The sequence below is a fragment of the Frankia alni ACN14a genome, from assembly GCF_000058485.1.
GTDB classification, from domain to species: domain Bacteria; phylum Actinomycetota; class Actinomycetes; order Frankiales; family Frankiaceae; genus Frankia; species Frankia alni.
In genome coordinates this window covers 3,773,397-3,794,203 of the sequence record NC_008278.1, presented here as the reverse complement: position 1 = coordinate 3,794,203, position 20,807 = coordinate 3,773,397, and the positions used below count along the sequence as shown (strand labels likewise).

The 20,807-nt window shown below is 73.6% G+C and carries 19 protein-coding genes; 10 read left to right on the top strand and 9 right to left on the bottom strand.

The annotated features are described in order from the left end of the window. Positions 1–72 precede the first annotated feature (72 nt). A complete protein-coding gene (locus tag FRAAL_RS15285) occupies positions 73–1,122 on the top strand; it encodes a Rieske 2Fe-2S domain-containing protein (RefSeq protein ID WP_231861011.1) in 1,050 nt (349 codons plus the stop codon). On the opposite strand, the gene FRAAL_RS15280 is transcribed toward FRAAL_RS15285, so the two are convergent. Genes FRAAL_RS15280 through FRAAL_RS15270 form a run of 3 tightly spaced genes read right to left on the bottom strand, consistent with a single transcriptional unit; the run spans position 1,119 to position 4,512 of the window. Beyond that, positions 1,119–2,333: an amidohydrolase family protein gene (locus FRAAL_RS15280; protein WP_011604642.1), complete on the bottom strand. Its 1,215-nt coding sequence runs from the start codon at positions 2,331–2,333 to the stop codon at positions 1,119–1,121. The two genes, FRAAL_RS15285 and FRAAL_RS15280, sit on opposite strands and share 4 nt — an antisense overlap. Positions 2,334–2,378: 45 nt before the next feature. Then, positions 2,379–3,290 (bottom strand): TIGR03619 family F420-dependent LLM class oxidoreductase, encoded by a 912-nt coding sequence (locus FRAAL_RS15275; protein ID WP_011604641.1) that lies wholly within the window; start codon positions 3,288–3,290, stop codon positions 2,379–2,381. Positions 3,291–3,294: 4 nt separating this feature from the next. Then, on the bottom strand, positions 3,295–4,512 hold the full coding sequence (locus FRAAL_RS15270) for an amidohydrolase family protein (protein ID WP_011604640.1): 1,218 nt from the start codon (positions 4,510–4,512) through the stop codon (positions 3,295–3,297). Positions 4,513–4,783: 271 nt separating this feature from the next. Here FRAAL_RS15270 and FRAAL_RS15265 point away from each other — a divergent pair, with 271 nt between their 5' ends. Then, on the top strand, positions 4,784–5,446 hold the full coding sequence (locus FRAAL_RS15265) for a TetR/AcrR family transcriptional regulator (RefSeq protein ID WP_011604639.1): 663 nt from the start codon (positions 4,784–4,786) through the stop codon (positions 5,444–5,446). A gap of 49 nt (positions 5,447–5,495) precedes the next feature. Here FRAAL_RS15265 and FRAAL_RS15260 read toward each other — a convergent pair whose 3' ends face one another. Continuing rightward, the gene (locus tag FRAAL_RS15260) at positions 5,496–7,181 is read right to left on the bottom strand and encodes a class I adenylate-forming enzyme family protein (protein WP_011604638.1); all 1,686 of its coding nucleotides are present in this window, start codon (positions 7,179–7,181) and stop codon (positions 5,496–5,498) included. A gap of 231 nt (positions 7,182–7,412) precedes the next feature. Here FRAAL_RS15260 and FRAAL_RS15255 point away from each other — a divergent pair, with 231 nt between their 5' ends. Further along, the gene (locus FRAAL_RS15255) at positions 7,413–8,639 is read left to right on the top strand and encodes a CoA transferase (RefSeq protein ID WP_011604637.1); all 1,227 of its coding nucleotides are present in this window, start codon (positions 7,413–7,415) and stop codon (positions 8,637–8,639) included. On the opposite strand, the gene FRAAL_RS15250 is transcribed toward FRAAL_RS15255, so the two are convergent. Genes FRAAL_RS15250 through FRAAL_RS34975 form a run of 3 tightly spaced genes read right to left on the bottom strand, consistent with a single transcriptional unit; the run spans position 8,612 to position 10,793 of the window. Continuing rightward, positions 8,612–9,085 carry a MaoC family dehydratase gene (locus FRAAL_RS15250; RefSeq protein WP_009738322.1) on the bottom strand — a complete coding sequence of 158 codons (474 nt, stop codon included), beginning with the start codon at positions 9,083–9,085 and terminating at the stop codon, positions 8,612–8,614. The genes FRAAL_RS15255 and FRAAL_RS15250 overlap by 28 nt on opposite strands. Positions 9,086–9,111: 26 nt before the next feature. Next, positions 9,112–10,299 carry a thiolase family protein gene (locus tag FRAAL_RS15245; RefSeq protein WP_011604636.1) on the bottom strand — a complete coding sequence of 396 codons (1,188 nt, stop codon included), beginning with the start codon at positions 10,297–10,299 and terminating at the stop codon, positions 9,112–9,114. After that, positions 10,296–10,793, bottom strand: a complete 498-nt coding sequence (locus FRAAL_RS34975) for a Zn-ribbon domain-containing OB-fold protein (RefSeq protein ID WP_011604635.1) — start codon at positions 10,791–10,793, stop codon at positions 10,296–10,298. Before FRAAL_RS34975 ends, FRAAL_RS15245 begins: the two co-directional genes overlap by 4 nt. A 443-nt stretch (positions 10,794–11,236) precedes the next feature. Here FRAAL_RS34975 and FRAAL_RS15235 point away from each other — a divergent pair, with 443 nt between their 5' ends. The 4 genes from FRAAL_RS15235 to FRAAL_RS15220 are packed head-to-tail and all read left to right on the top strand — an operon-like array spanning position 11,237 to position 14,995. Continuing rightward, positions 11,237–12,043: an enoyl-CoA hydratase/isomerase family protein gene (locus FRAAL_RS15235; protein ID WP_011604634.1), complete on the top strand. Its 807-nt coding sequence runs from the start codon at positions 11,237–11,239 to the stop codon at positions 12,041–12,043. Continuing rightward, positions 12,040–13,275: an acyl-CoA dehydrogenase family protein gene (locus FRAAL_RS15230; protein WP_011604633.1), complete on the top strand. Its 1,236-nt coding sequence runs from the start codon at positions 12,040–12,042 to the stop codon at positions 13,273–13,275. The genes FRAAL_RS15235 and FRAAL_RS15230 overlap by 4 nt, the downstream gene beginning before the upstream one ends. After that, complete coding sequence (locus FRAAL_RS15225; RefSeq protein ID WP_011604632.1) at positions 13,272–14,288, top strand: acyl-CoA dehydrogenase family protein; 1,017 nt, start codon at positions 13,272–13,274, stop codon at positions 14,286–14,288. Before FRAAL_RS15230 ends, FRAAL_RS15225 begins: the two co-directional genes overlap by 4 nt. 29 nt (positions 14,289–14,317) lie before the next feature. Then, complete coding sequence (locus FRAAL_RS15220) at positions 14,318–14,995, top strand: TetR/AcrR family transcriptional regulator (protein WP_011604631.1); 678 nt, start codon at positions 14,318–14,320, stop codon at positions 14,993–14,995. A 59-nt stretch (positions 14,996–15,054) separates the two neighbouring features. Here the strand turns inward: FRAAL_RS15220 and FRAAL_RS15215 are convergent, their stop codons facing one another. Both FRAAL_RS15215 and FRAAL_RS15210 read right to left on the bottom strand, forming a co-directional pair. Continuing rightward, positions 15,055–16,086 (bottom strand): VOC family protein, encoded by a 1,032-nt coding sequence (locus tag FRAAL_RS15215; RefSeq protein ID WP_011604630.1) that lies wholly within the window; start codon positions 16,084–16,086, stop codon positions 15,055–15,057. 257 nt (positions 16,087–16,343) lie between these two features. After that, positions 16,344–16,991 carry a cysteine hydrolase family protein gene (locus FRAAL_RS15210; protein WP_050997137.1) on the bottom strand — a complete coding sequence of 216 codons (648 nt, stop codon included), beginning with the start codon at positions 16,989–16,991 and terminating at the stop codon, positions 16,344–16,346. A gap of 39 nt (positions 16,992–17,030) precedes the next feature. Here FRAAL_RS15210 and FRAAL_RS15205 point away from each other — a divergent pair, with 39 nt between their 5' ends. The 3 genes from FRAAL_RS15205 to FRAAL_RS15195 all read left to right on the top strand — a co-directional run bounded on the left by FRAAL_RS15205 (position 17,031) and on the right by FRAAL_RS15195 (position 20,747). Beyond that, entirely contained in the window at positions 17,031–18,725 is a 1,695-nt protein-coding gene (locus FRAAL_RS15205; protein ID WP_011604628.1) for an AMP-binding protein, read from the top strand. Continuing rightward, positions 18,722–19,618 (top strand): enoyl-CoA hydratase, encoded by an 897-nt coding sequence (locus FRAAL_RS15200; RefSeq protein WP_011604627.1) that lies wholly within the window; start codon positions 18,722–18,724, stop codon positions 19,616–19,618. Before FRAAL_RS15205 ends, FRAAL_RS15200 begins: the two co-directional genes overlap by 4 nt. Positions 19,619–19,871: 253 nt before the next feature. Next, on the top strand, positions 19,872–20,747 hold the full coding sequence (locus FRAAL_RS15195) for a pantoate--beta-alanine ligase (protein WP_011604626.1): 876 nt from the start codon (positions 19,872–19,874) through the stop codon (positions 20,745–20,747). The last annotated feature ends 60 nt before the right edge of the window (positions 20,748–20,807 follow it).

Genomic DNA, 20,807 nt, shown 5'->3' with positions numbered 1-20,807 from the left:
TAGGGTGCATTCATTCTGGGAAGTCCCGCAGGCCGGGAGAACGCGGAGGTCGGGGCAGTGAAACTGCACGGTTTGGATTTGGCGCTGACCGGATGGTTCCAGGTGGCGTGGTCGGTCGACGTCGGCCCGGAACAGGTCGTCCCGCTGCGGTACTTCGGCCGGGACCTCGTCGCCTACCGCGGTCGCGACGGCGTGGTCCGTGTCCACGACCGGTACTGCCGGCATCTCGGCGCGAGCCTGGCCCACGGCGGCTGCGTCGTCGACGACGGCATCCGCTGCCCGTTCCACGGCTGGGTCTGGAGCCCGGAGGGTCGCAACGTGTCGATCCCCTACCAGGAGCGGCCCAACCGCGGCCCGAAGCTGGGAACCTGGACGGTGGCCGAACGCAACGAGACGATCTACGTCTGGCACGACGCCGCCGGCCGGGAGCCGCTGTGGGAGGTCCCCGACGCACTCGGCGACGCGCCACACGCGGCGAGCCGGCGTTTCCACCCGGCCGGCGTGGAGGGCCGCCAGCACTTCCGCGACCTGCGCGCCCACCCGCAGATGGTGCTGGAGAACGTCGTCGACCCGCACCACTTCCAGTTCGTCCACCACACCTCGCGCAGCCCGGTGGTGCTCGAAGAACGCGTGGAGGGGCCGCAGTGGTGGTCGCGGGTCGGCTTCGGGCGCGGCTGGGCGGAGCACGCCCTCGACGCCGCGGGAAGGCTGCGCACCGACAGCGCGAACACGATCGAGATCCTCTGGTCCGGCCCCGGCGTCAGCGTCAACGTCGAGCACATGGGCGAGGGCGTCCGGGTCATCTCGATCAACACCACGCCGGTCGAGGACGGCCGCACGGAGATCTTCGCGACCTACTGGATCGACGAGCTCGACGGCGACCTCGCCGACGGAACCTACGAACGGCGCATGGCCGACGCCAAGCTGGCGCTACCTGACGACATCGTCATCTGGACCAACCAGACCTTCCTCGACGCGCCGGCGCTGGCGACCGAGGAGGCCCGCGGTTTCCGCGCGCTGCGCAGCTGGTCCGCGCAGTTCTACCCGGACGCGGCGGTCGGCCCCGAGGCCCGCAGGACCGCCGCCGCGCCACAGGACGCTGCAGGAGCTGCGAGCCGCTAGAGCTGCAGCAGGGACTTGAGGTTGTCCGAGAGGATCAGCTTGCGGTCCTCCTCGGAGAGCACGGCGGCGTCGCGGACGAAGGCACCCGGAGTCGGCAGGCCCTCCGGGTGCGGCCAGTCCGACCCGAAGATGATGTGCCCGATGCCGAGGGCGTCGGAGAGCGCGAGCAGGTCGTCCTCGTAGAACGGCGCGACCCAGACGTGCTCGCGGAAGCTCTCCACCGGGTCGACGGCGAACTTCTGCGGGATCTTGCCGTAGGCGCTGCGGATCCGGCGGACGAGGTCGAGCACCCAGGTGGAACCGGCCTCGATGGTGGCGACCTTCAGCGCCGGGTGCCGCTCGAACACGCCGTGGCCGACCAGCGCCGCGATGGTGTCCTGGATGGGCCGCTCGACGTGCAGCTGCATGATCTCGGGCAGCGGCGTGGTGCGCAGGCCCTCGAAGGCGCCCTCGCCCCACTTCTCGGCGACCCACTCGTAGCCGGCCTCACCGGTGTGGTATGACACGACGATGCCGGCCTCGGCCGCGGTCGCCCAGAACCGGTCGAAGATCGGGTTGCCCGGGGAGCGGGTGATCGCGCCGGCGCGGACGGGGCCCGGCACCAGCACGACGATGCGGGCGCCGGCGTCACGCACCCGCTCCAGCTCCTTGACGGCCAGGTCGGGGTCGGCCAGCGACAGCACCGGCGTCGAGATGATGCGGTCCTGGTACGAGTAGCCCCACTCGTCCTCGATCCACCGGTTGAACGCCTCGACGATGGCGTGCAGCGCGTCGGGCTTGTCGGTGAGCAGCCCCTCGACGGCGACCCCGACCGTCGGCAGCATGATCGTCGCGGCGACGCCCTGTTCGTCGAGCTTGGCGATGCGCGCGTCGCGGTCGGTGTACTCGGGCTGGCTCTCCTGCAGCCTGCCGACGAACGACGCCAGCTCCCGGCCCTCGGTGTTGTTGCTGCGGAAGTACTGCTCGAACACGCCGGGGGCGGCGACGGTCGGGAACGTCGGGTCCGGGTTGGTGGTGTAGAGCCTGTTGTTGATCACCATCCGGGTCCGGCCGTCCGGCGTCTGCAGAATCTTGATCAGCCGCTTGTACTCGGGCGCCAGGTGACGGGTGAGCGCGTCGGCCGTCTCGTAGTAGTGCTGGTCGGCGTCGTAGAGCGGGTAGCCCAGCGACGGGAGCACGGCCGCGTCGCCGGGGGCTGCCAGGGTGGTCATGGACTCTCCTCGTTGTCGAGCGTGCGGGACGTGAGCGGCAGTTCTTCAGAGCGGGGCAGACGCGAGGGCCTTGCCGAACAGCTCGATCTCGGCCAGGCAGTCGTCGATGCTGCGGGCGTGCGACTCGACCGACAGGTGCGTGACGCCCGCGGCCTCGTACCCGGGGGCGGCGGCCGCGAGCGCCTCGGCGGCGCGCGCCGGATCCCGGCTGACCTGCGGGGTGAAACAGACGTCGAAGGTGGACGGGCGGCCCGCCGCCACGCGCAGTTCACGCAGGGTGGCGATCCGCTCGCCGATCTCGTCGGCGGCCAGGCTCGGCGTGGTGGTGATCTCCGCCATCTGCGCGGGCTGCTCGAAGGGCAGCCAGCCGTCGGCGACCTCGGCGACCCGGCGCATCGCCGCCCGGCTGTTGCCGCCGATCCAGATCGGCGGGCCGGGGCGCTGCGCCGGGCGGGGCAGCATGACGTGGCCCGACGCCGGGAAGTACGGGTCGTCGTCGCGCTCGACGACCTCGCCCGTCCAGGCGGCGTGCATCGCGGCGATGGCCGCGTCGAACCGGCCGCCGCGGCCGTCGAACTGCGCGCCGAGCACGTCGAACTCGGGCTTCTGGTACCCGGCGCCCATGCCCACGATCAGCCGGCCGCCGGAGAGCAGGTCGAGGCTGGCCGTGGACTTCGCCGTCAGGTACGGGTTGCGGTAGCCGGCGACCAGGATGAACGTCAACAGGCGCACGCGCCGGGTGACCGCCGCCATGAACGCCAACGAGACGAACGGGTCGAAGGAGTGGTGGCCGCCACCGTCGATCCACGCGCTGGACGGGAAGGGGTGGTCCGTCGTGGAGACGATGTCGAAACCGCTCTCCTCGGCGGCGACCGCCACGTCGGCGAGGTCACGCTCGCCGATCCACCGCTCCCAGTGCTTCACCGCACGGGTCGGAAACTGGTAGTTGAACTCCACGGCGTCAGACCGCGACCGGGGACCGGTCACCGGCGGGGTCGCGCACCGGCAGGCCGAGTAGCCGCCGCGCGTTGTCACCCATGAAGTCGCGGGTCCGCTTCTCGTCCATGCCCTCGGCGTAGGCGTAGTAGCCGCGCGGCTCGGCGAGGCCCTCCGGGTGCGGGAAGTCGGAGCCGAACAGCACCCGGTCCCAGCCGACCGTGGAGATCACGTCGGCCACGGAGCCCTCCCAGAACGGGCTGACCCACACGTTGCGGCGGAACACCTCCAGCGGGTGCTCGGGGAACGCCTGCGGCATCTTGTTGTAGGCGGCCTGCAGGTCGTCGAACAGCGGGTGGATCCAGGCGCTGCCGTTCTCGATGCTGGCGATGCGCAGCTTCGGGAACCGGGTGAGCGTGCCGTGGCAGATCAGGCTGGTGAGCATGTCGGCGATCTCGCGGTGGCCGAGCGTCACCCAGCGGAAGGCGCTCATCTCGGTGAAGTCGTTGGAGTCCGGCGGCTCCCACCGGTTGATGTAGTCGTCCAGCGGCGGCTGGCTGGAGTGCAGCACCACCGGGATGCCGGCGCGCTCGACGTCGGCCCAGAACGGGTCGAACTCCGGCAGCGCCGGGGAGCGCCAGCCCCGCAGGCCCTTGACCGGCGCCGGCTTGATCAGGACGACCTTCGCCCCGTTCTCCAGGACGTAGTCGAGCTCGCGGCGGGCGTCGTCGACCAGGGCGCAGCTGATGACCGGCGTCATGAACAGCCGGTCGGCGTGGGTGTAGCCCCAGGTGTCGAGCATCCATCGGTTGAGCGCGTGGATCATCGCGACGACGAGCTCGGGATCCTCGGCGGCGGAGTGCTCGACCAGGTTCGCCAGCGTCGGGTAGACCAGCGCCTCGTCGACGCCCTGGGCGTCCATCTCCACCAGGCGGGGGGCGGGCTCGCGGAACGACGGGCGGGACTCGATGGCCCGCCCGGTCATCTCCCGCAGCGACTGGCCCTCGCGGTTCTGGCCGGAGAAGAACTTCTCCCAGGCACCGGGCGCCGCCACCCGGTCGAAGGTCGGGTTCGGGATGTAGTCGGTGATCTTGCCTCTGATCGCGATCCTGGTCGCCCGGCCGACCTGCACAAACTGCACCGCGCGCCGGTAGCGCTCCGGCAGGTGCCGGGTGAGCGCGTCCGGGGTCTCGTACATGTGCTGGTCGGCGTCGAAGATCGGCGCGTCGGTGAACTGCGTCACGGCTGCTGCTCCTCGCTGCCCGGGGGAACTCGCCGTCGGCGTCAGGTGCCGTCGACCGTGGGCGACCGGGCTTTCGCCACCTCGGTGCTGTCTCGCGTACTGCTGCGCGAGGCCACACTAAGCCGACTTGACGAAACTGTCAACTTTGTCAGAACGTAGCTGACACGGACATGTGGGACCCCGCCGGGTCACTTCGGCCGATGGCAGGCACCGGCGTCGACAGGTCCGTCAGGCCCGGCCCCGGCATGCCCCTCCTAGACTTGGGAGAATCATGGATGAGCCCCCTGCCGTCGATGCGATGGACGCGACGGACGCGACGGACGCGGTCAAGGCGGTTGACGCGGTCAAGGCGGCTCCCAGGGCCATGGGCCACCGCGCGGCCCGCACCCGCGGGCTCATCCTCGACGCGTCCCGCCGGCTGTTCCTGGAGCGCGGCTACGCGGGCACCCGGGTCAACAACATCACCGACGCCTGCGGCATCTCCCGCGCCGGCTTCTACACGTACTTCCGGGACAAGCGGGAAATCTTCGACACCCTGGGCGAGGCCACCTACCACGAGATCCTGCAGGTCATGGCGCGGTGGGAGACCATGGCACGCCCCTGCACCCAGGCGGACGTCGCGGCCTGGGTGTGGGAGTACTTCGCGTTCATGGACCGCCACGGCGCGTTCATCCTGTCCGCCCAGTCCGGCCCCGGCGATCTGGCCGTCGGCAGCGCGCGTAACAAGATGGAGCTGCGCGTGGTCTGGCTGCTCGGGGTGCACCTGCGGGGCCGTCAGCGCACGCCGACCGACGCCCCCGAGGCGCTGGGCCTGGCCGTCCAGTCGATGATGGACCGCGCCTGGTACCACTGCCACGGCCAGCACCTGCCGGTCGACGACACCGACGTCGTCGCCACCATCGCCGGCTTCATCATGGCGGTCCTGACCGCCTGACGCTGACGCCGGCCCTACCGCCTGATGCCGGCCCTGCGCGCGGTGCCGGTCAGGACTCGCGCGGCTCGAAGCGGGCGCGCAGCTGGGCCTTGGCGACCTTGCCGAGCCCGGTGCGCGGCATGAGATCGATCAGCTCGAGCTGCTCGGGCAGCTTCTGGCGCATCAGCCCGGCCTCGCGCAGCCACGCCGACAGCTCCGACAGCGACGGGACCGGCCGCCCGGGTCGGGCGACGACGACGGCGCACACGCGCTCGCCGCGATCGGGGTCCGGCAGGCCGATCACGGCGACCTCGGCCACGTCGGGGTGGCGGCCGAGCAGCGCCTCGATCTCCTGGGGGGCGATGTTCTCGCCCTTGCGGATGATGAGGTCCTTGAGCCGACCGACGATCTCGATGTGGCCGGAGGGGAGCAACCGGCCGAGGTCGCCGGTGCGGAACCAGCCGTCGGCGGTGAACGCCGCCCGGGTCGCCTCCGGGTCGGTGTAGCCGTGGCACACGCCGTGGCCGGCGACCTGCACCTCGCCGACGGCGCCCGGCGCGAGCGGCGCACCGCCCTCGTCGACGAAGCGCAGCCGGTTGACCGGCACCGGCCGGCCGTCGGTGGCGGCCAGCACGTCGGGCGGGTCGGCGATGGCGGCCACCGCCACCATCGGCACCTCCGTCATCCCGTAGTCGTGTGCGAGCACCGCGCCGAGCACCCGGTCCACCTCGCCGACCAGGTGCGGCGGGCAGGGGGCGCCGCCGCCCTTGAGGCTGCGCAGCGTCGGGATCAGCGGCTCCCCCGGGCGGGCGGCGGCGAGGTCGAGCAGCGCGGTGTAGAACGGCGTGCTGCCGCCGGTGGCGGTGACGTCATGGCGGCGGAAGAGCTCCACGGCCTGGTCGGGCACGAACGCCTCGAGCAGCAGGATCGGGAAGCCGGCGGCGAGCGCGGCGATGAGGTACTGGATCCCGCCGACGTGCGCCACCGGGAAGCCGACCGCGCCGACCTCCCCCGCGGCCCGGCCGAGACCGCTCACGCCGGCGAAACAGACCGCGGTCGCCAGCAGCGTGCCGTCGCTGTGCCGCGCCCCCTTCGGGATGCCGGTGGACCCGGAGGTGAAGTAGATCCAGCGCACCTCGTCCGGGAGGTGGTCCGCCCGGTGGTCCGCCCGCTGGTCCGCCCGCTGGTCCGGACGGGGGTCCTGGCCCGCGACCGCGCCGGGCGGGTCGGCCTCCGGCGCGTCGTGGCCGATCTCCAGCAGTCGGGGCGCGGGCCCGCCGGCGGCGGCGACCGCCTGGGCGATCGCCGTGAAGTCGGTGCCCCGCCACGTCCCCGGCACCAGGAAGACCTCCGCGTCGACGGCGGCGAGCGCGGCGCCCACCTCCCGCTCGCGGTAGATCGGGATGACCGGCGCCTGCAGGGCCCCGAGCCGGCGCAGCGCGATCATCACCAGCAGGGTGCTGATCCGCGTGGGGAGCTGCCAGGCCACCCGGGTGCCGGCCGTGACGCCCTCGCCCGCCAGGGCCGCCGCGACCCGGTCGACCTTCGCGTCGAACTCGGCGAAGGTCAGCCGGGCGTCGTGCTCGTCGACGAGCATCAGTGCGTCGGGGGTCGCCTGCGCGCGGCGGGCGACCAGCCCGTCGACCGTGGGAGCCGTCAGCAGCCACGGCCACTGCTCGGCGGCCTGCGCCAGGGCCACCGCCTCGGTCGCGGCCAGACCGCCCGCCGCGGACTGCTCGCTCGACACGGACGTCATGACGCGCCTCCTGAGACTCCGGCGTCCGGCGAGCAGACCACCGCGCCTCCGGCGGCGCGGCGGGGGTCCATGATCGACGGCTCCGCGGGTGACGGCTCCGCGGGTGACGGCGGCTCCGTGATTGACGGCAGTGTCGGACGGGTGCTCTCCTTGACCAGGGCAACCACATCAAAGAGTTGAATCCTTTGTCAACATGGCGCGGGCTGCCGCACCCAGCGAAGGAGACCTCGGATGAACCGACCCGCCACTGCGAGCACGGCCGGCACTCCGAGCACGGCCGCGGGTCCGCTCGCCGGGCTGCGGGTGCTCGACGCCGCCTCCCTGTACGCCGCCCCCCTGCTCGCGAGCCTGCTCGCCGACCAGGGCGCGGACGTGGTCAAGCTGGAGCCCCCCGGCGGGGACGCCTACCGGGCGACCGCGTTCTGGCCGCTGGTCGCGCGGGGCAAGCGGTCGGTCGTCCTCGACCCGGCCGACGCGGGCGGGCGGGCGGCGCTGCGCGGCCTGGTCGCCGCCGCCGACGTCGTCGTCGTCAACGAGCCGGCGGCGCGGCTGGCCGCCCGCGGCCTGGATCCCGCCACGATGCTCGCCGTCAACCCCCGCCTCGTCGTGGCGCACGTGAGCGGGTACGGCGCCGACGGCCCCGCCGCGGGACGGCCGGGCAACGGGACGATGGGCGAGGCGTTCGCGGGCCTGACGCACATGACCGGCGATGCGGACGGGCCGCCGATGCTGCCCTCGGTCCCGCTCGGCGACGCGGTGATGGCCTACGCGGGCGCCTTCGGGGTCGCCGCCGCCTGCCACGACGTGCGGGTCAACGGCGGGCCCGGCCGGGTCGTCGACGTCAACCCGGTGGAGGCGATGCTGCACGTCGTCGGCCCGACGCTGGTCACGGCGGCGGCGGGGGTCGGGGCCGGGGCCGCCCCGCCCGGGCGCCTCGGCGGCGGGCTCGCGGGCTCGGCGCTGCGCGACGTGTACGCCTGCGCCGACGGCGGCTGGCTCGCGGTGAGCGTCTCCACCCCCCGCCAGCTGCGCGACCTCGCCGCGATCGTCGGCGCGCCGGCCGGGACGGTCGGCGGGGAGCTCGGCGCCGCGGTGCGGGCGTGGGCGGGCGGGCTCGACCGCGCCGAGGCCGTGGACCGCCTCGCCGCCGCGCGGCTGCCCGGGGCGCCGGTCAACACCGCCCACGACGTGGTGACGGACCCGCACCTGCGCCACCGGGGAGCCCTGCGCACGCTGCGCACCCCGGAGGGCGCGACCGTCACCGTGCCGGCGCCGTCCCCCCGCGCCGCCCACGAGCCGGCCACGGGCGACCCGGCCACGAGCGCCACCCCCCTCGCCGGTGTGCTGCCCACGGTCGGGCAGCACACCGGCGAGGTCCTGCGTGCATGGGCTGCGTCAGCCCACGAACCGGCGGCTCACGAACCGGCGGCTCAGGAACCGGCGGCGTCGGCGAAGTAGTACCGGGCCAGCAGTTCGACGACGCAGCCGGGCTTGGCGGAGCCGTCGACGTCGATCGTCACCCGGTTGGTGACCTGGACGGCGCCGTCGTCGAGCTTGCGCAGGTCGATGAGGGTCGCGCGGGCGCGGATGCGCGCGCCGGCCCGCACCGGCGACGGGAAGCGCACCCGGTCCAGGCCGTAGTTGATGCCCATCCGGATGCCCTCGATGGTGCGCAGCTTGTTCATGAAGTACGGCACCAGCGAGGCGGTGAGGAAACCGTGGGCGATCGTCGCCCCGTACGGGCCGCCGGCTGCCCGCTCGGGATCGACGTGGATCCACTGGTGGTCCTCGGTGGCGTCCGCGAACAGGTCGATCCGCGACTGCTCCACGGTGAGCCAGTCGGTGGGGCCGATCTCGGTGCCGAGCGCGGCCTCCAGGTCGGCCGCGCTGCGGTAGATCTCCATCTGGGCGTTCTCCCTGTCCGTCGGGCTCAGCGGGTGCTGAGCAGCATCGCGCCGCCGACCGGGCCGCCGCCCACGCCCACGACCGCGACCTCGGGGCTGTTGCGCGCCTGCCGCTCGCCGCCCTCGCCCCAGAGCTGGACGCACGCCTCGTGCAGGAAGCCCATGCCGTGCAGCCGGCCGCCGGACAGCTGCCCGCCGGAGGTGTTCAGCGGCAGCGGGCCGTCCAGGGCGATGCGCTCGCCGCCCTCGATGAACGGCCCGACCTTGCCGTGCTCGGCGAAGCCCAGCGCCTCCAGCCACATGACGGTCAGGAAGCTGAACCCGTCGTAGAGCTGGGCGTGGTTGACGTCGGAGGCACGCAGCTTGGTGTGCTCCCACAGGGTGGCGGCCACGTCGTGCGCCGCCATGGTGGTGATGTCGACGCGCTGGTCCCAGGTGGCCCGCTCGAACATCCCGGTGCCGACCGACTCCACCGTCAGCGGGTGGCGCGGCAGCCCGGCCGCGGCGTCGCGCCGCGAGATGATGACCGCGGTCGCCCCGTCGCAGGGCACGTCGCAGTCGAACAGGCACAGCGGCTCGGAGATCATCCGGGCGCCCAGGTAGTCGTCGAGGGTGAGCGGGTCGCGGTAGATCGCGTCGGGGTTGAGCCCGGCGTTGGCGCGGGCGTTGAGCGGGATGGCGGAGAGCTGCTCGCGGGTGAGCCCGAAGTCGTGCATGTAGCGCTGCGCGGGCATGGACAGCCAGTTCGCCGCGGACAGCGCGCCGAAGGGGCCGGTGTACTCCAGGTGCCCGGACAGGGCCCCGCCGCCGAACAGCACCGACGCCCGGCCGGCGCCGGCCTGCGCGGTCGATTCCCAGACCGAGCGGTAGACGACGACGTGGTTGGCCAACCCCAGGGTGACGGCCATGCACGCCTCGATCGCCGGGCCGATCTGCCCGGCGGTCTCCGTCGAGGACAGGTACCAGCGGCTGCGCAGGCCGAGGGCGTTGCGGACCTCGGTGATCGTGGCCCCGGAGAAACCCAGGTCCGGCACGCCGGGCCCGGGGTAGCTGGCGATGCCGTCGATGTCGTCGACCGACAGGCCCGCGTCGGCGATCGCGCGGGTCACCGCCTCGATGGTCAGGTCCAGCCCGGTGCGCCCGAGGCGCCGGCCGACCTGGGACTTGCCGGCCCCGGTGACGACGGCCTTGCCGTCGAACGGCCCGCCGCTCATCGCGCACCCCCGACCGTTGCCGTGGCCGGCCGGAACAGCGGCAGCCACACCGGCGCGTCATCCGGACCGGGCTCGGCCGGCCACTGTTCGAAGAACACCTCTACCTCCAGGCCCACGCGCACCTCGTCGAGCGGGATGTCGACGATGTTGGTGATGAGGCGGACGTCCGGCTCGTCGGCGAGCTCCACCATCGCCACCACGTACGGCGGCGGGTAGCCGGGGATCCACGGCTGGCGGTTGATCGTGTAGGTGGCCACCGTCGCCCGGCCGGAGACCGGCTCCGGGCCGACGTCGGTGCTGCGGCAGCGCCAGCACACCGGGCCCGGCGGGTGGAAGAAATGTCCGCAGCCCCGACAGTGGCTGATCAGCAGCTTGCCGTCGCGCCCACCGGTCCAGAACGCCGCCGACTCGGCGGTCGGCTGCGGCAGCAGCCGCCGCTCGGGCCTCGCGTACGCCTGGGAACTCGCTGGTGCCGGGGAACTTGTGTCCGTCACGCCGCCTCCTCCCGCGACCCCGCGTGCCGTCGCGGTCGACGGCACCGGCCGGGCCGCGCGCTCGTCGGACGGCGCCCTCGGAGCCGCCGTCCGCAGGTCCCACAGTGGACCTCGGGGGCGGCTGACGCCGCCACCAGGAGCACCCTAGGAGAACTTGACATTTCCGTCAAACAACGGTCTCATGGCCGGGGTGGCGCACCACCGGTGGCGTTGCCAGGCAGGGCAGCGGGCAGTTGACGGGAGATTCACCCCCGGCGGACGAAGGCCGGCCGGAGGCGGCCCGGACGCCCGCCGCGGCCCGGCCGGTCGCGCGGCGGGCGGGGCACGGCACGCCGCGGGCCCACCGCCGACCTACCGACCTCGCCGACCGACCTCGCCGACGTACCGGCCCGCCGATCTTTCAGACCTATCGCAGGCGCACAGCAGGACCGACAGGAGAACTGATGGACAACCCGTTCGCGCCGGAGCTGCTCATCGAGGAGAGGGGTCCAGTCCGCCTCGTCACCCTGAACCGGCCGGAGGCGCTCAACGCGACGAACGAGGCGCTGCACCACGCCCTGGTCAGGGTGTGGCGGCATCTGGCGGAGGACCCGGACGCGCGCGCGGTCGTGCTGACCGGGGCGGGCCGGGCGTTCAGCGCCGGCGGCGACTTCCAGCACTTCGTCGAGCTGTGGGACGACCGTGAGCTGCGCCGCGCCGAGATCGACGGCGCCCGGCGGCTGCTCAACGAGATGGTCGACTTCCCGCTGCCGGTGGTGGCCGCGGTCAACGGCGCCGCGGTGGGTCTGGGCTGCAACCTGGCGGTGTGCAGCGACATCGTGCTGCTCGCCGAGAGCGCGTTCATCTCCGACCCGCACGTGGGCGTCGGGCTGACCGCGGCCGACGGCGGCGCGCCGACCTGGCCGCTGCTGATGGGCATGCTGCGTGCCAAGGAGTACCTGCTGACCTCCGAGCGCATCCCCGCCCACCAGGCCGTCTCGCTGGGCCTGGCCAACCGGGTGGTGCCCGACGCGGAGCTGCTCGACGAGGCGCTGAAGGTCGCGGACAAGCTCGCCGCCCAGCCGCCGCAGGCCGTGCAGAGCACCAAGCGGGCGCTGAACATGCACATCAAGCGGGCCGTGGCCGGCGTGCTGGAGTACGCCCTCGGCGAGGAGTTCGCCTCCTTCGACACCCCCGAGCACCAGGCGCTCGTGCGCAGCTTCCTCGAGCGTTCCAAGGCCCGGGCGGCCGCGGCGGGACGCCCCGCATGACCACCACGACGGCGACCGATCCGACGGCGAGCGGCCCGACGGCCGCCGAGGCGGTGACCGACCCGGCGGTCCTGCGCGACGACCTCGACGCCTACGCCCGCGGGCTGCGCGCGTGGCTGGCCAGCGAGCCGGCGCTGGATCGGTGGCGCGGGCGGCACTACCCGAACACCGAGGAGCGCATCGCCGACCACGGCCTGCTCATGGGTGTGCTGTTCCGCGCCGGCTGGAACCGCTACGGCTGGCCGGAGTCGGCCGGCGGCCTCGGCGGGGACGAGCGCCACCGCGCCGTCCTCTACGACGGCCTCGCCGCCGCCGGGCTGCCGATCCCCGCGCCGCACCTGATGCTGGAGACCCTCGGGCCGCCGGTGGTGCACTTCGCCCCCGAGCTCGCCGCCGCCTACCTGCCGGCCTACCTGCGCGGCGAACAATGGTGGGGGCAGGGCTTCTCCGAGCCGGAGGCCGGCAGTGACCTGGCGTCGCTGCGCTGCCGCGCGCGGCGCGAGGGCGACACCTACGTCCTGTCCGGGTCGAAGCTGTGGACCAGTCACGGGGCGACCTCGAGCCGGCTGGTGTGCCTGGTGCGCACCGGCACCCCGGAGTCGCGCCACCGCGGCCTGTCCATGATCATGCTCGACGCCGACGCGCCGGGCGTCACGATCCGGCCGATCGCGCTGGCCAGCGGCGAGAACGAGCTCGCCGAGGTGTTCTTCGACGACGTCGTGGTCCCCGCGTCCAACCTCGTGGGCGAGGAGGGCAAGGGCTGGGCCGTCGCGATGTACCTGCTGCAGTGGGAGCGGGCGATGTACGCCTGGCTCAGCGCCGCCGACGCGCTGCGCCGGCTGCGGGACCTGCGCGGGCAGGTCGCCACCCGGCTCGCCGCCGGCGCCCGGCTGCCCGACGGCGCGGCCGCGCGCCTGGGCTTCGTCTACGAGCAGATCATCGCGCTGCGCGCCCGCAGCGCCGGCACCGTGCGCCGCCTCGCCGCGGGCGACACGGTCGGCCCCGAGGCCAGCGTCGACAAGGTCCTGCTGGCCACCGTCGAGATCTCCCTGTTCGACCTCGCCCGCGACCTGCTGGGCACCGAGTTCGTCCTCGGCGCCACGGACGAGGTCAGGGCCTGGCGCAACGAGTGGTGGTTCTCCCGCTCGGCGACGATCCTCGGCGGCTCCGCCGAGGTCCAGCGCACGATCATCGCCGATCACGTCCTCGGCCTGCCGAAGGAGGCGAAGTGACCACTTCGGGACTCGATGACGCCACCGCCGAGCTGCTGGCGGGCTCCCTGCGGGAGGTGCTCGCCGAGGGCGGCGACCTCGCCGCGGCGCTGGCGGAGCTCGGCTGGGCCGACGTGCTCGCCGACGACCCGGCCCGCGCCACCACCCTGCTGTTCGCCGAGCACGGGCGGGCGCTGGCCCACTCCCGTGTCCTCGACGACGTCCTGCTCGCCGAGCTCGCCGGCGCGCTGCCCGCCGCGACCGGCCCGCGGGCCCTGCTCTACCCGCTGCACTCCGACCAGCCGGCCGACCCGCGCGGCCCGCTGACCGGGCTGCTGCTCGGCGGCCTCGACGGCATCACCGAGGTCGTCGTGCCGACCGCCCTCGACGCCGCCGACGCGGGCGACACCGCCGACGCGGGCGGCGCCACGCTGCGGATCCTGCCGGCCGAGCTGGTCGCGGCCGCCGCGCAGCCGGTGCGCGGCTTCGACACCGCCGCGGGCTGGCTCACCGTCTCCGCGGCGCCGGCGGGCGCGGCGGGCCCCGCCACCCCGGCCGGCGAGGCGTGGACCCGCGCCGTCGCCGCCGGGCGCCGGGCGCTCGCCGCCGAGATCATCGGCGGCTGCGAGGCGGCGCTGGCGATCGCGGTCGCGCACACCTCGGCGCGGGTCCAGTACGGCCGGTCCATCGCGACCTTCCAGGCCGTGCGCCACCGCCTCGCCGAGGCGCACGTGGCGGTCGAGTCGCTGCGCTCCGAGCTGACGGTGGCCTGGGGCAGCGCCGGGCAGGCGGACGGCGGCGCCTGGGCGGCGCGGCTGGTCAAGCTGCGGGCCGGGCTCGCCCAGGCCGAGGTCATGCGCCACGCCGTGCAGGTCTGCGGCGCGATGGGGCTGTCGCTGGAAAGCGAGCTGCACCGCTTCGTCGCCCGGACCGCCGCGCTCGACCTGCTGCTCGGCGACCACCGTACCCTGGCCGAACAGCTCGGCACCGAGCTTCTCGCCGGCGCCGAGCTCGAACCGGTCGTCGCGATCTGACCACCGCCGCCGTGGCCGGCGGTCGCCCCGTGCGGCCGCCCGCCACGGCGGCCACGGTCGACGCGCTCGAGATGATGGCCATGCAACCGTCCGACACTCCCCGACAACGCGCCCCCGTCTCGGCGGCGGACCTCGGCCCGCGCGCCGCGCGCACCCGGGCCGTCATCGTCGACACCGCCCGCGGGCTGTTCCTGCGCCACGGTTACGCGGGCACCAGCGTCGCCGACATCACCGAGGCGTGCGGCATCTCGCGGGCCGGGTTCTACACCTACTTCCGGGACAAGCGGGAGATCTTCGCCGAGCTCGGCCGGGCCGGGTACCAGTCCAGCCTCGCCGTCGTCGCCCGGCTCACCGCGGTGCCCGACGACTGGCCGGCCGCGGCCGTCGAGGAGTGGATCCGGCTCTACTTCACCCACCTCGACCAGCACGGGGCCTTCGCGCTGGCCGCGATGCTGTCCGCGCCGACGGACGCGGCCTTTCGCACCGACTCCCATCGCACGCAGATCCGCGTCGCCCGCAAGCTCGGCGAGTTGCTCCACGCCCGCCAGCACGACCCCGCCGGCTCGCCGGAGGCGGTCGGCCTGGTCGTGCTCGCGATGCTGGACCGCTGCTGGTACAAGATCCGGGCCACCGAGATCCGGATGGACGAGACCGACATCATCGCCGAGGCAGCGGCCCTGCTCGTCGCCACGATCCACCCCGGCTGAGCCGGGGTGGACTGCCCGCCGCCAGAGTCAGGCCGGCGGGGTCAGGCGGGTCAGGCGGGTCAGGCGGGTTCGGTGGGGCGGCGCACGGCCGAGCGGGGACGGTCGACGAACTCGACGACGGCACCGTCCGGGTCGTGCAGGAACAGCACCGTGAAGCCGCCGGTCGGCGTGTCCGGCATCGGCATGACGACCGGGTCGTCGACGTCGCCGATCGCGCCGTCGGCGACGAGCGAGGCGTGCGCCTCGCGGACGTCCTCCACGGCGAGCGCGATCCGGTAGAGGCCCTGGACGTTGGCCGGCGGCGTCGCCGTGGCCCCGGCGGGCGCGGGCTGCTGGACGAACTCCAGGGAGAACGTCGGGTCCTCGGGCAGGACCAGCGACGCGGTCGGTCCGGTCGGGCTCTCGCCACGGTCACGCACCGTCCAGCCGATCCCGGTGTACCAGGCGAGGGTGCGTTCGAGGTCGGTGCAGCGCATCCGCTCGTGGGACAGCAGCGGCAGCCGGCGCGGATCGCCGGGGGCGGCGGGGATCTCGACGACCTCGATGACGGCTCCGTCGGGGTCGGTCAGCCGCAACGCCGGGCGAACGGCGCCGCGGACCGCCAGTCCCTCGGGCACCGGTGTGAACGCGACGCCGGTGGCCTCCAGGCGCGCGGTGACGATGCGCAGGGACTCGACGCGGTAGCCCAGCGCCGTGAACCCGGTGGGCCGCTGGTCGGCGGTGGCGGGCACGGTGTGCGGCGTGGTCCAGCCGACCAGCTCGACGGCGGGGGCCGAGCGCGGGCCGCGCAGGTCGTAGAGGAACGTGGTGACGCTGGCGGTGCCGGCGCCCAGGCCCATGGTGGCGGTGTCGCCGTCGGTGCTGATCGAGCGCATCCGCGGCTCGCCGCCGAACAGCGACAGGTGGAAGGCGGCGGAGCGGTCGACGTCGACGGTGTTGAGGTTGCAGTGCAGCACGGCGTGGGCATGGTGGGCCGGGCTGGCAGAGGGGGCCGGGCGGGCAGAGGGGGCCGGGCTGGCAGAGGGGGCAGGGCGGGCGGACGGCGACGCCGCCGGGACGCCGCTCGCCGTCGACTCGGTGCTGGTGCTCATGGGGCGCCTCCGGGAAGGGGAGCCGGATCGGCCGCGGGGACCACGGCCGGTCCGGCGGTGCGGTCACGTTCGGTGCGGGTACGCGAGGACGCTCGGCGGACCGTCACGGGCCCAGCACCGCGGCCATCGAGCTCCGCCTGACCCTAGCCAAACTTGACACTTCCGCCAACACTTGTCGCGAACTCGGCTCAGGCTGCCTCGCGGCGTCAGACGGCTCGGCAGCTCAGACGGCTCGGCAGCTCAGACGGCTCGGCAGCTCAGACGGTCGCGGTGGCGGCGGCCCAGGCGGCGGCGAGGTCGTCGACCGTGGTGACGCGGGCGAGCATGGCGATCGTGTTCGCCAGGATGTGCTGGCCGTACTCGGCCGGGGTCGACGCGGCCGCGTCGCGCGTGACGATGACGTGGAAGCCCTCGTGCACGGTCTGCCCCACCGCGAGCGGGATCGCGACGTTGAGCGAGACGCCGGCGAAGACGACCGTGTTCACCCGGTGCCCGCGCAGGATCGGCAGCAGCTCGCTGCCCCAGGTCGGCGACAGGCCGTGGTGGCGCGGGATGATCAGGTCTGTGGGGTCGAGCAGGTCGGGCACGACCTGGGTGGCCGGGTGGCCGGGGCCCCAGTCCTTGCTGCTCTGGGCGGCGGTCCGCCACAGCGGCGCGGTCCCGGGGTCGGTGGACCCCAGCCAGCCCTCGAACGTGGCATGCACGACGAGCACTCCGGCGGACCGCGCGGCGGTGACCAGCCGGCGCAGGCCGTCGCGGATGTCGGCCGAGTCGGCCGCGAGCGACGGCAGCATGGAGTCCGGGCCGAGCACCCCGTTCTGGCACTCCACCAGGACGACCGCGCTGGTCCGGGGGTCGATCGGCCGCGGGGGGCGCTTGCCCGCGGTGTCGTTGTTTGACATCATCGTCAAACATTAACGCTCGGAGCTTCGACGGAGTAGCCCGTGCCGACGAAACACATCCCGGATCCCTGCCTCGCCGACATCCTGCGCCGCAATGCGGAGCGGTTCGGCGACGTTCCCGCCTACCTGTACGAGGGGCGCAGCGTCACCCACCGTGAGCTGCTGCGTCGCGCGACGGCGATCGCGGCGGCCCTCGCCCGAGCCGGCCTGCGCCGCCAGGACCGGGTGGCCCTGCTCGGTCGCAACAGCATCGCCTTCGGTGAGGTACTGGCGGCCGGGCAGCTCAGCGGCCTCGTCATCGCAACCGTCAACTTCCGCCTCGCGGCGCCCGAGATCGCCCGCATCCTCACCGACGCGAAGCCTCGGGCGATCTTCGTCGACGCCGAGTTCCTGCCGATGGTGACGGCGCTGCGCGCGGAGCTCGGCCTCGAACTGGTCGTCCGTCTCGACGACCCGGCCGCGGACCCGGACGGCGCCGGCGTGAACGGCACGAACGTGAACGGCGCCGGCGTGAACGGCGCGAGCGTGGCCGCGGACGGCGCGGGCGGCGAGGTCGTGGGGCTGGCGGAGTTCCGCGACGCCGCGCTCGGCGACGCGCTGCCGTTCGCCGCCCGGCCCGACGACATCGCCTGCCTGATCTACACCAGCGGCACCACCGGCCGGCCGAAGGGCTGCATCATGGGCCAGCGGGAGATGTTCCGCGTCGGCCAGACGATGAACGTCGAGATGCGCACGGGCAGCGATGACCGGATCCTGCTGGTGATGCCGCTGTTCCACATCGGCGCGATGGCGATGGCCTTCGGCCTGCACGCCCGCGGCGGGACCGCGGTGCTGCACCGGCAGTTCGAGCCGGCGGCGCTGCTGGCCACGGTGCCGGCCGAGGGGATCACGGTGCTGCACCTGGCGCCGAGCATGCTGCAGGCGGTGCTGACCGAGGCCGGGGCGGGCCCGGGGGTGGCCGACCCGGCGCCGGTGGCGGCGCTGCGCGGGGTGCGCTCCATCGTCTACTCGGCCGCGCCCATCACGGCGCCGACGCTGGCCGCGGCGCTCGCCGCGATGCCGGACACCGGCTTCCTCAACCTGTACGGCCAGACCGAGGTGATCACCTCCGGGCTGCCCCGCGAACTGCACCGCGGCTCCGGGCCCGAGCGCGACCGCCGGCTCACCTCCGTCGGCTTCCCCTACCCGGACACCGAGATCCGCATCCTCGACGACGACGGGGCGCAGTGCCCGCCGGGCGTGCCCGGCGAGATCGTGGTGGCCTCGCCGGCGATGTTCCGCGGGTACTGGAACGACTCGGCGACCACCGGCGTGACCCTGGCCGAGGGCTGGTGCCACACCGGCGACGTCGGCGTGTTCGACGAGGAGGGTCTGCTGCACCTGGTCGACCGCAAGAAGGACGTCATCATCAGCGGCGGGGAGAACATCTACTCCCTCGAGGTCGAGGACGCCGTGCTCACCCACCCCGCCGTCGTGCAGTGCGCCGTGGTCGGCGTGCCCGACGAGCGCTGGGGCGAGGCCGTGTGCGCCGTCGTCGTCCTCGCCCCCGGCGCCACGCTCACCTCGGGCGAGCTGCGCGAGCACGTGGCCACCCGGATCGCCCGCTACAAGTCACCGCGGTCCGCGGTGGTCGTCGACGCACTACCCGTCCTGCCGACCGGAAAGATCGACAAGAAGGCGCTGCGTGCCCGGCTGGCGGCCGCGCCGCACGAGGTGCCGCGAGAGGTGTCCGCGTGAGCTACCGCTACATCGACTACGACACGCTCGGTGAGGGCCGGATCGCGCGGATCACCCTCAACCGGCCGAAGGCGCGCAACGCCCAGAACCGGGGCCTGCTCGTCGAGCTCGGGGAGGCGTTCGCCCGGGCGGAGGCCGACGACGGCGTGCGCGTGGTGATCCTGCGCGGCGCCGGGGCGTCGTTCTCCGCGGGCCACGACCTCGGCACCCCCGAAAGCATCGCCGAGCGCGACCCGGACGGCCCCGACCTGCATCCCACCTTCCTGTGCAACGGCGCCTCCTACGGCGGCGCGGAGAACCGCACCCGCCAGGAGTGGCACTACTACTACGAGAACACGAAGCGCTGGCGGAACCTGCGCAAGATCACCATCGCCCAGGTGCACGGCAACGTGCTGTCCGCCGGGCTGATGCTGGCCTGGTGCTGCGACCTGATCGTGGCCGCGGACAACACCGTGTTCGCCGACGTCGTCGGCACCCGCCTGGGCATGTGCGGGGTGGAGTACTTCGCCCACCCGTGGGAATTCGGCCCGCGCAAGGCCAAGGAGCTGCTGCTCACCGGCGACTCCCTCGGCGCCGACGAGGCCCACGCGCTGGGCATGGTGAGCAAGGTCTTCCCCGTCGCCGACGTCTCCGAGCGCACGGTGGAGTTCGCCGCCCGGATCGCGAAGGTCCCGACGATGGCGGCGCTGCTGGTCAAGGAGTCGGTCAACCAGGCGCAGGACGCGATGGGCTTCAGCTCGGCGCTCGACGCCGCCTTCACCCTGCACCAGCTCAACCACGCGCACTGGAGCGAGGTCTCCGGCGGCAAGGTGTACGTCGGCACCGCCGAGTACGGCCTGGACGACTGGCGCAACGCCCCCGCCATCCTGCCGGCCGACAAGAACCGGCCCTAGCCACCCGGCCTGCACAGCCCCGCTACACAACCCCGCTACACAACCCTTCCTGCCTACCTGAGCCACCGCGTTCGCGAGCAGTCGCGACGCGGTGGCTCAGTCGCGTCCGTCGACTGAACAGTTGTTCAGTAATCTGAACGGCACTTTGACACGGCGACAGCGATCCGTGAGTGTCATCACATCCCCTCACCATCTTTCCCCGCCCCTTTTCCCCGGAAGAGCGCGGCGATGATCCTCGACCCTGGAGCGCGTCATGATCACGACTGAGAAGCATGCCGAGGTCCGCGAGCTGCTCGACGCCGAGCGGGCGGCCGGGCGACGGGTCGCCATGGTCGGCACCAGCGGCGGCACCCACGCCGGGCACATCTCCCTGGTCGAACAGGCGAAGAAGGAGTGCGACGTCGTCGCGGTGTTCTGGAACGGGGCGCTGAAGCTGGAGTGGGCCTCCGGCGGCGTGCAGGCCTACAACCGCGACCTCGCCCACGACCAGGCGCTGTTCGAGGCGGCCGGCGTCGACATCTTCTACATCCCGATGCGCGACGACCTCTACCAGCGGCCCTCGAACACCTTCATGGCCATGCCGGGGATGCTGCGGCACCTGACCGGCATGCCCGAGGGCGAGCACATGGAGCTGCTCGTCACGATGGTCGCGACCCTGCTCAACATCGCGGGGCCCTGCCTGACGTTCTTCGGCGAGAAGGACTGGCAGCAGCTGGTGATGTTCCAGCGGATGGCCGAGGACCTGCACCTGCCGTCGCGGGTCATCGGCTGCCCCACCCGCCGGGAGCCCGACGGGGTGGCGATCTCCAGCCGCAACACCAAGCTCTCCCCCGAGCAGCGCGCCGCCGCGCCGGCGCTGTACGCCGCGCTGACCGCCGCGGCCGACGCGATCGCCGCCGGGGAACGCGACGCCCGCGCCGCGGCCGAGGTCGCCCTGGCCCGGCTGCGCCCGGTCGCCGACCCGGACTACATCGTCGCCGTCGAGGCCGCGACGCTGCGCCCGCTGGACACCCTCGACCCGGCCGCGGAGGGCGGGCCGAGCGACGGCGAGGTCCGCCTGCTCGCCTCGGTCCGCTTCGGCACCACCCCGCTGGTCGACAACATCGGCGTCACCGTCCCCACCGCCTGAGCGGCGGGGCCCACGTCCGCCCCGCCCCCGCCGCCACGGCCTGACAGCCGCGAACCGCCA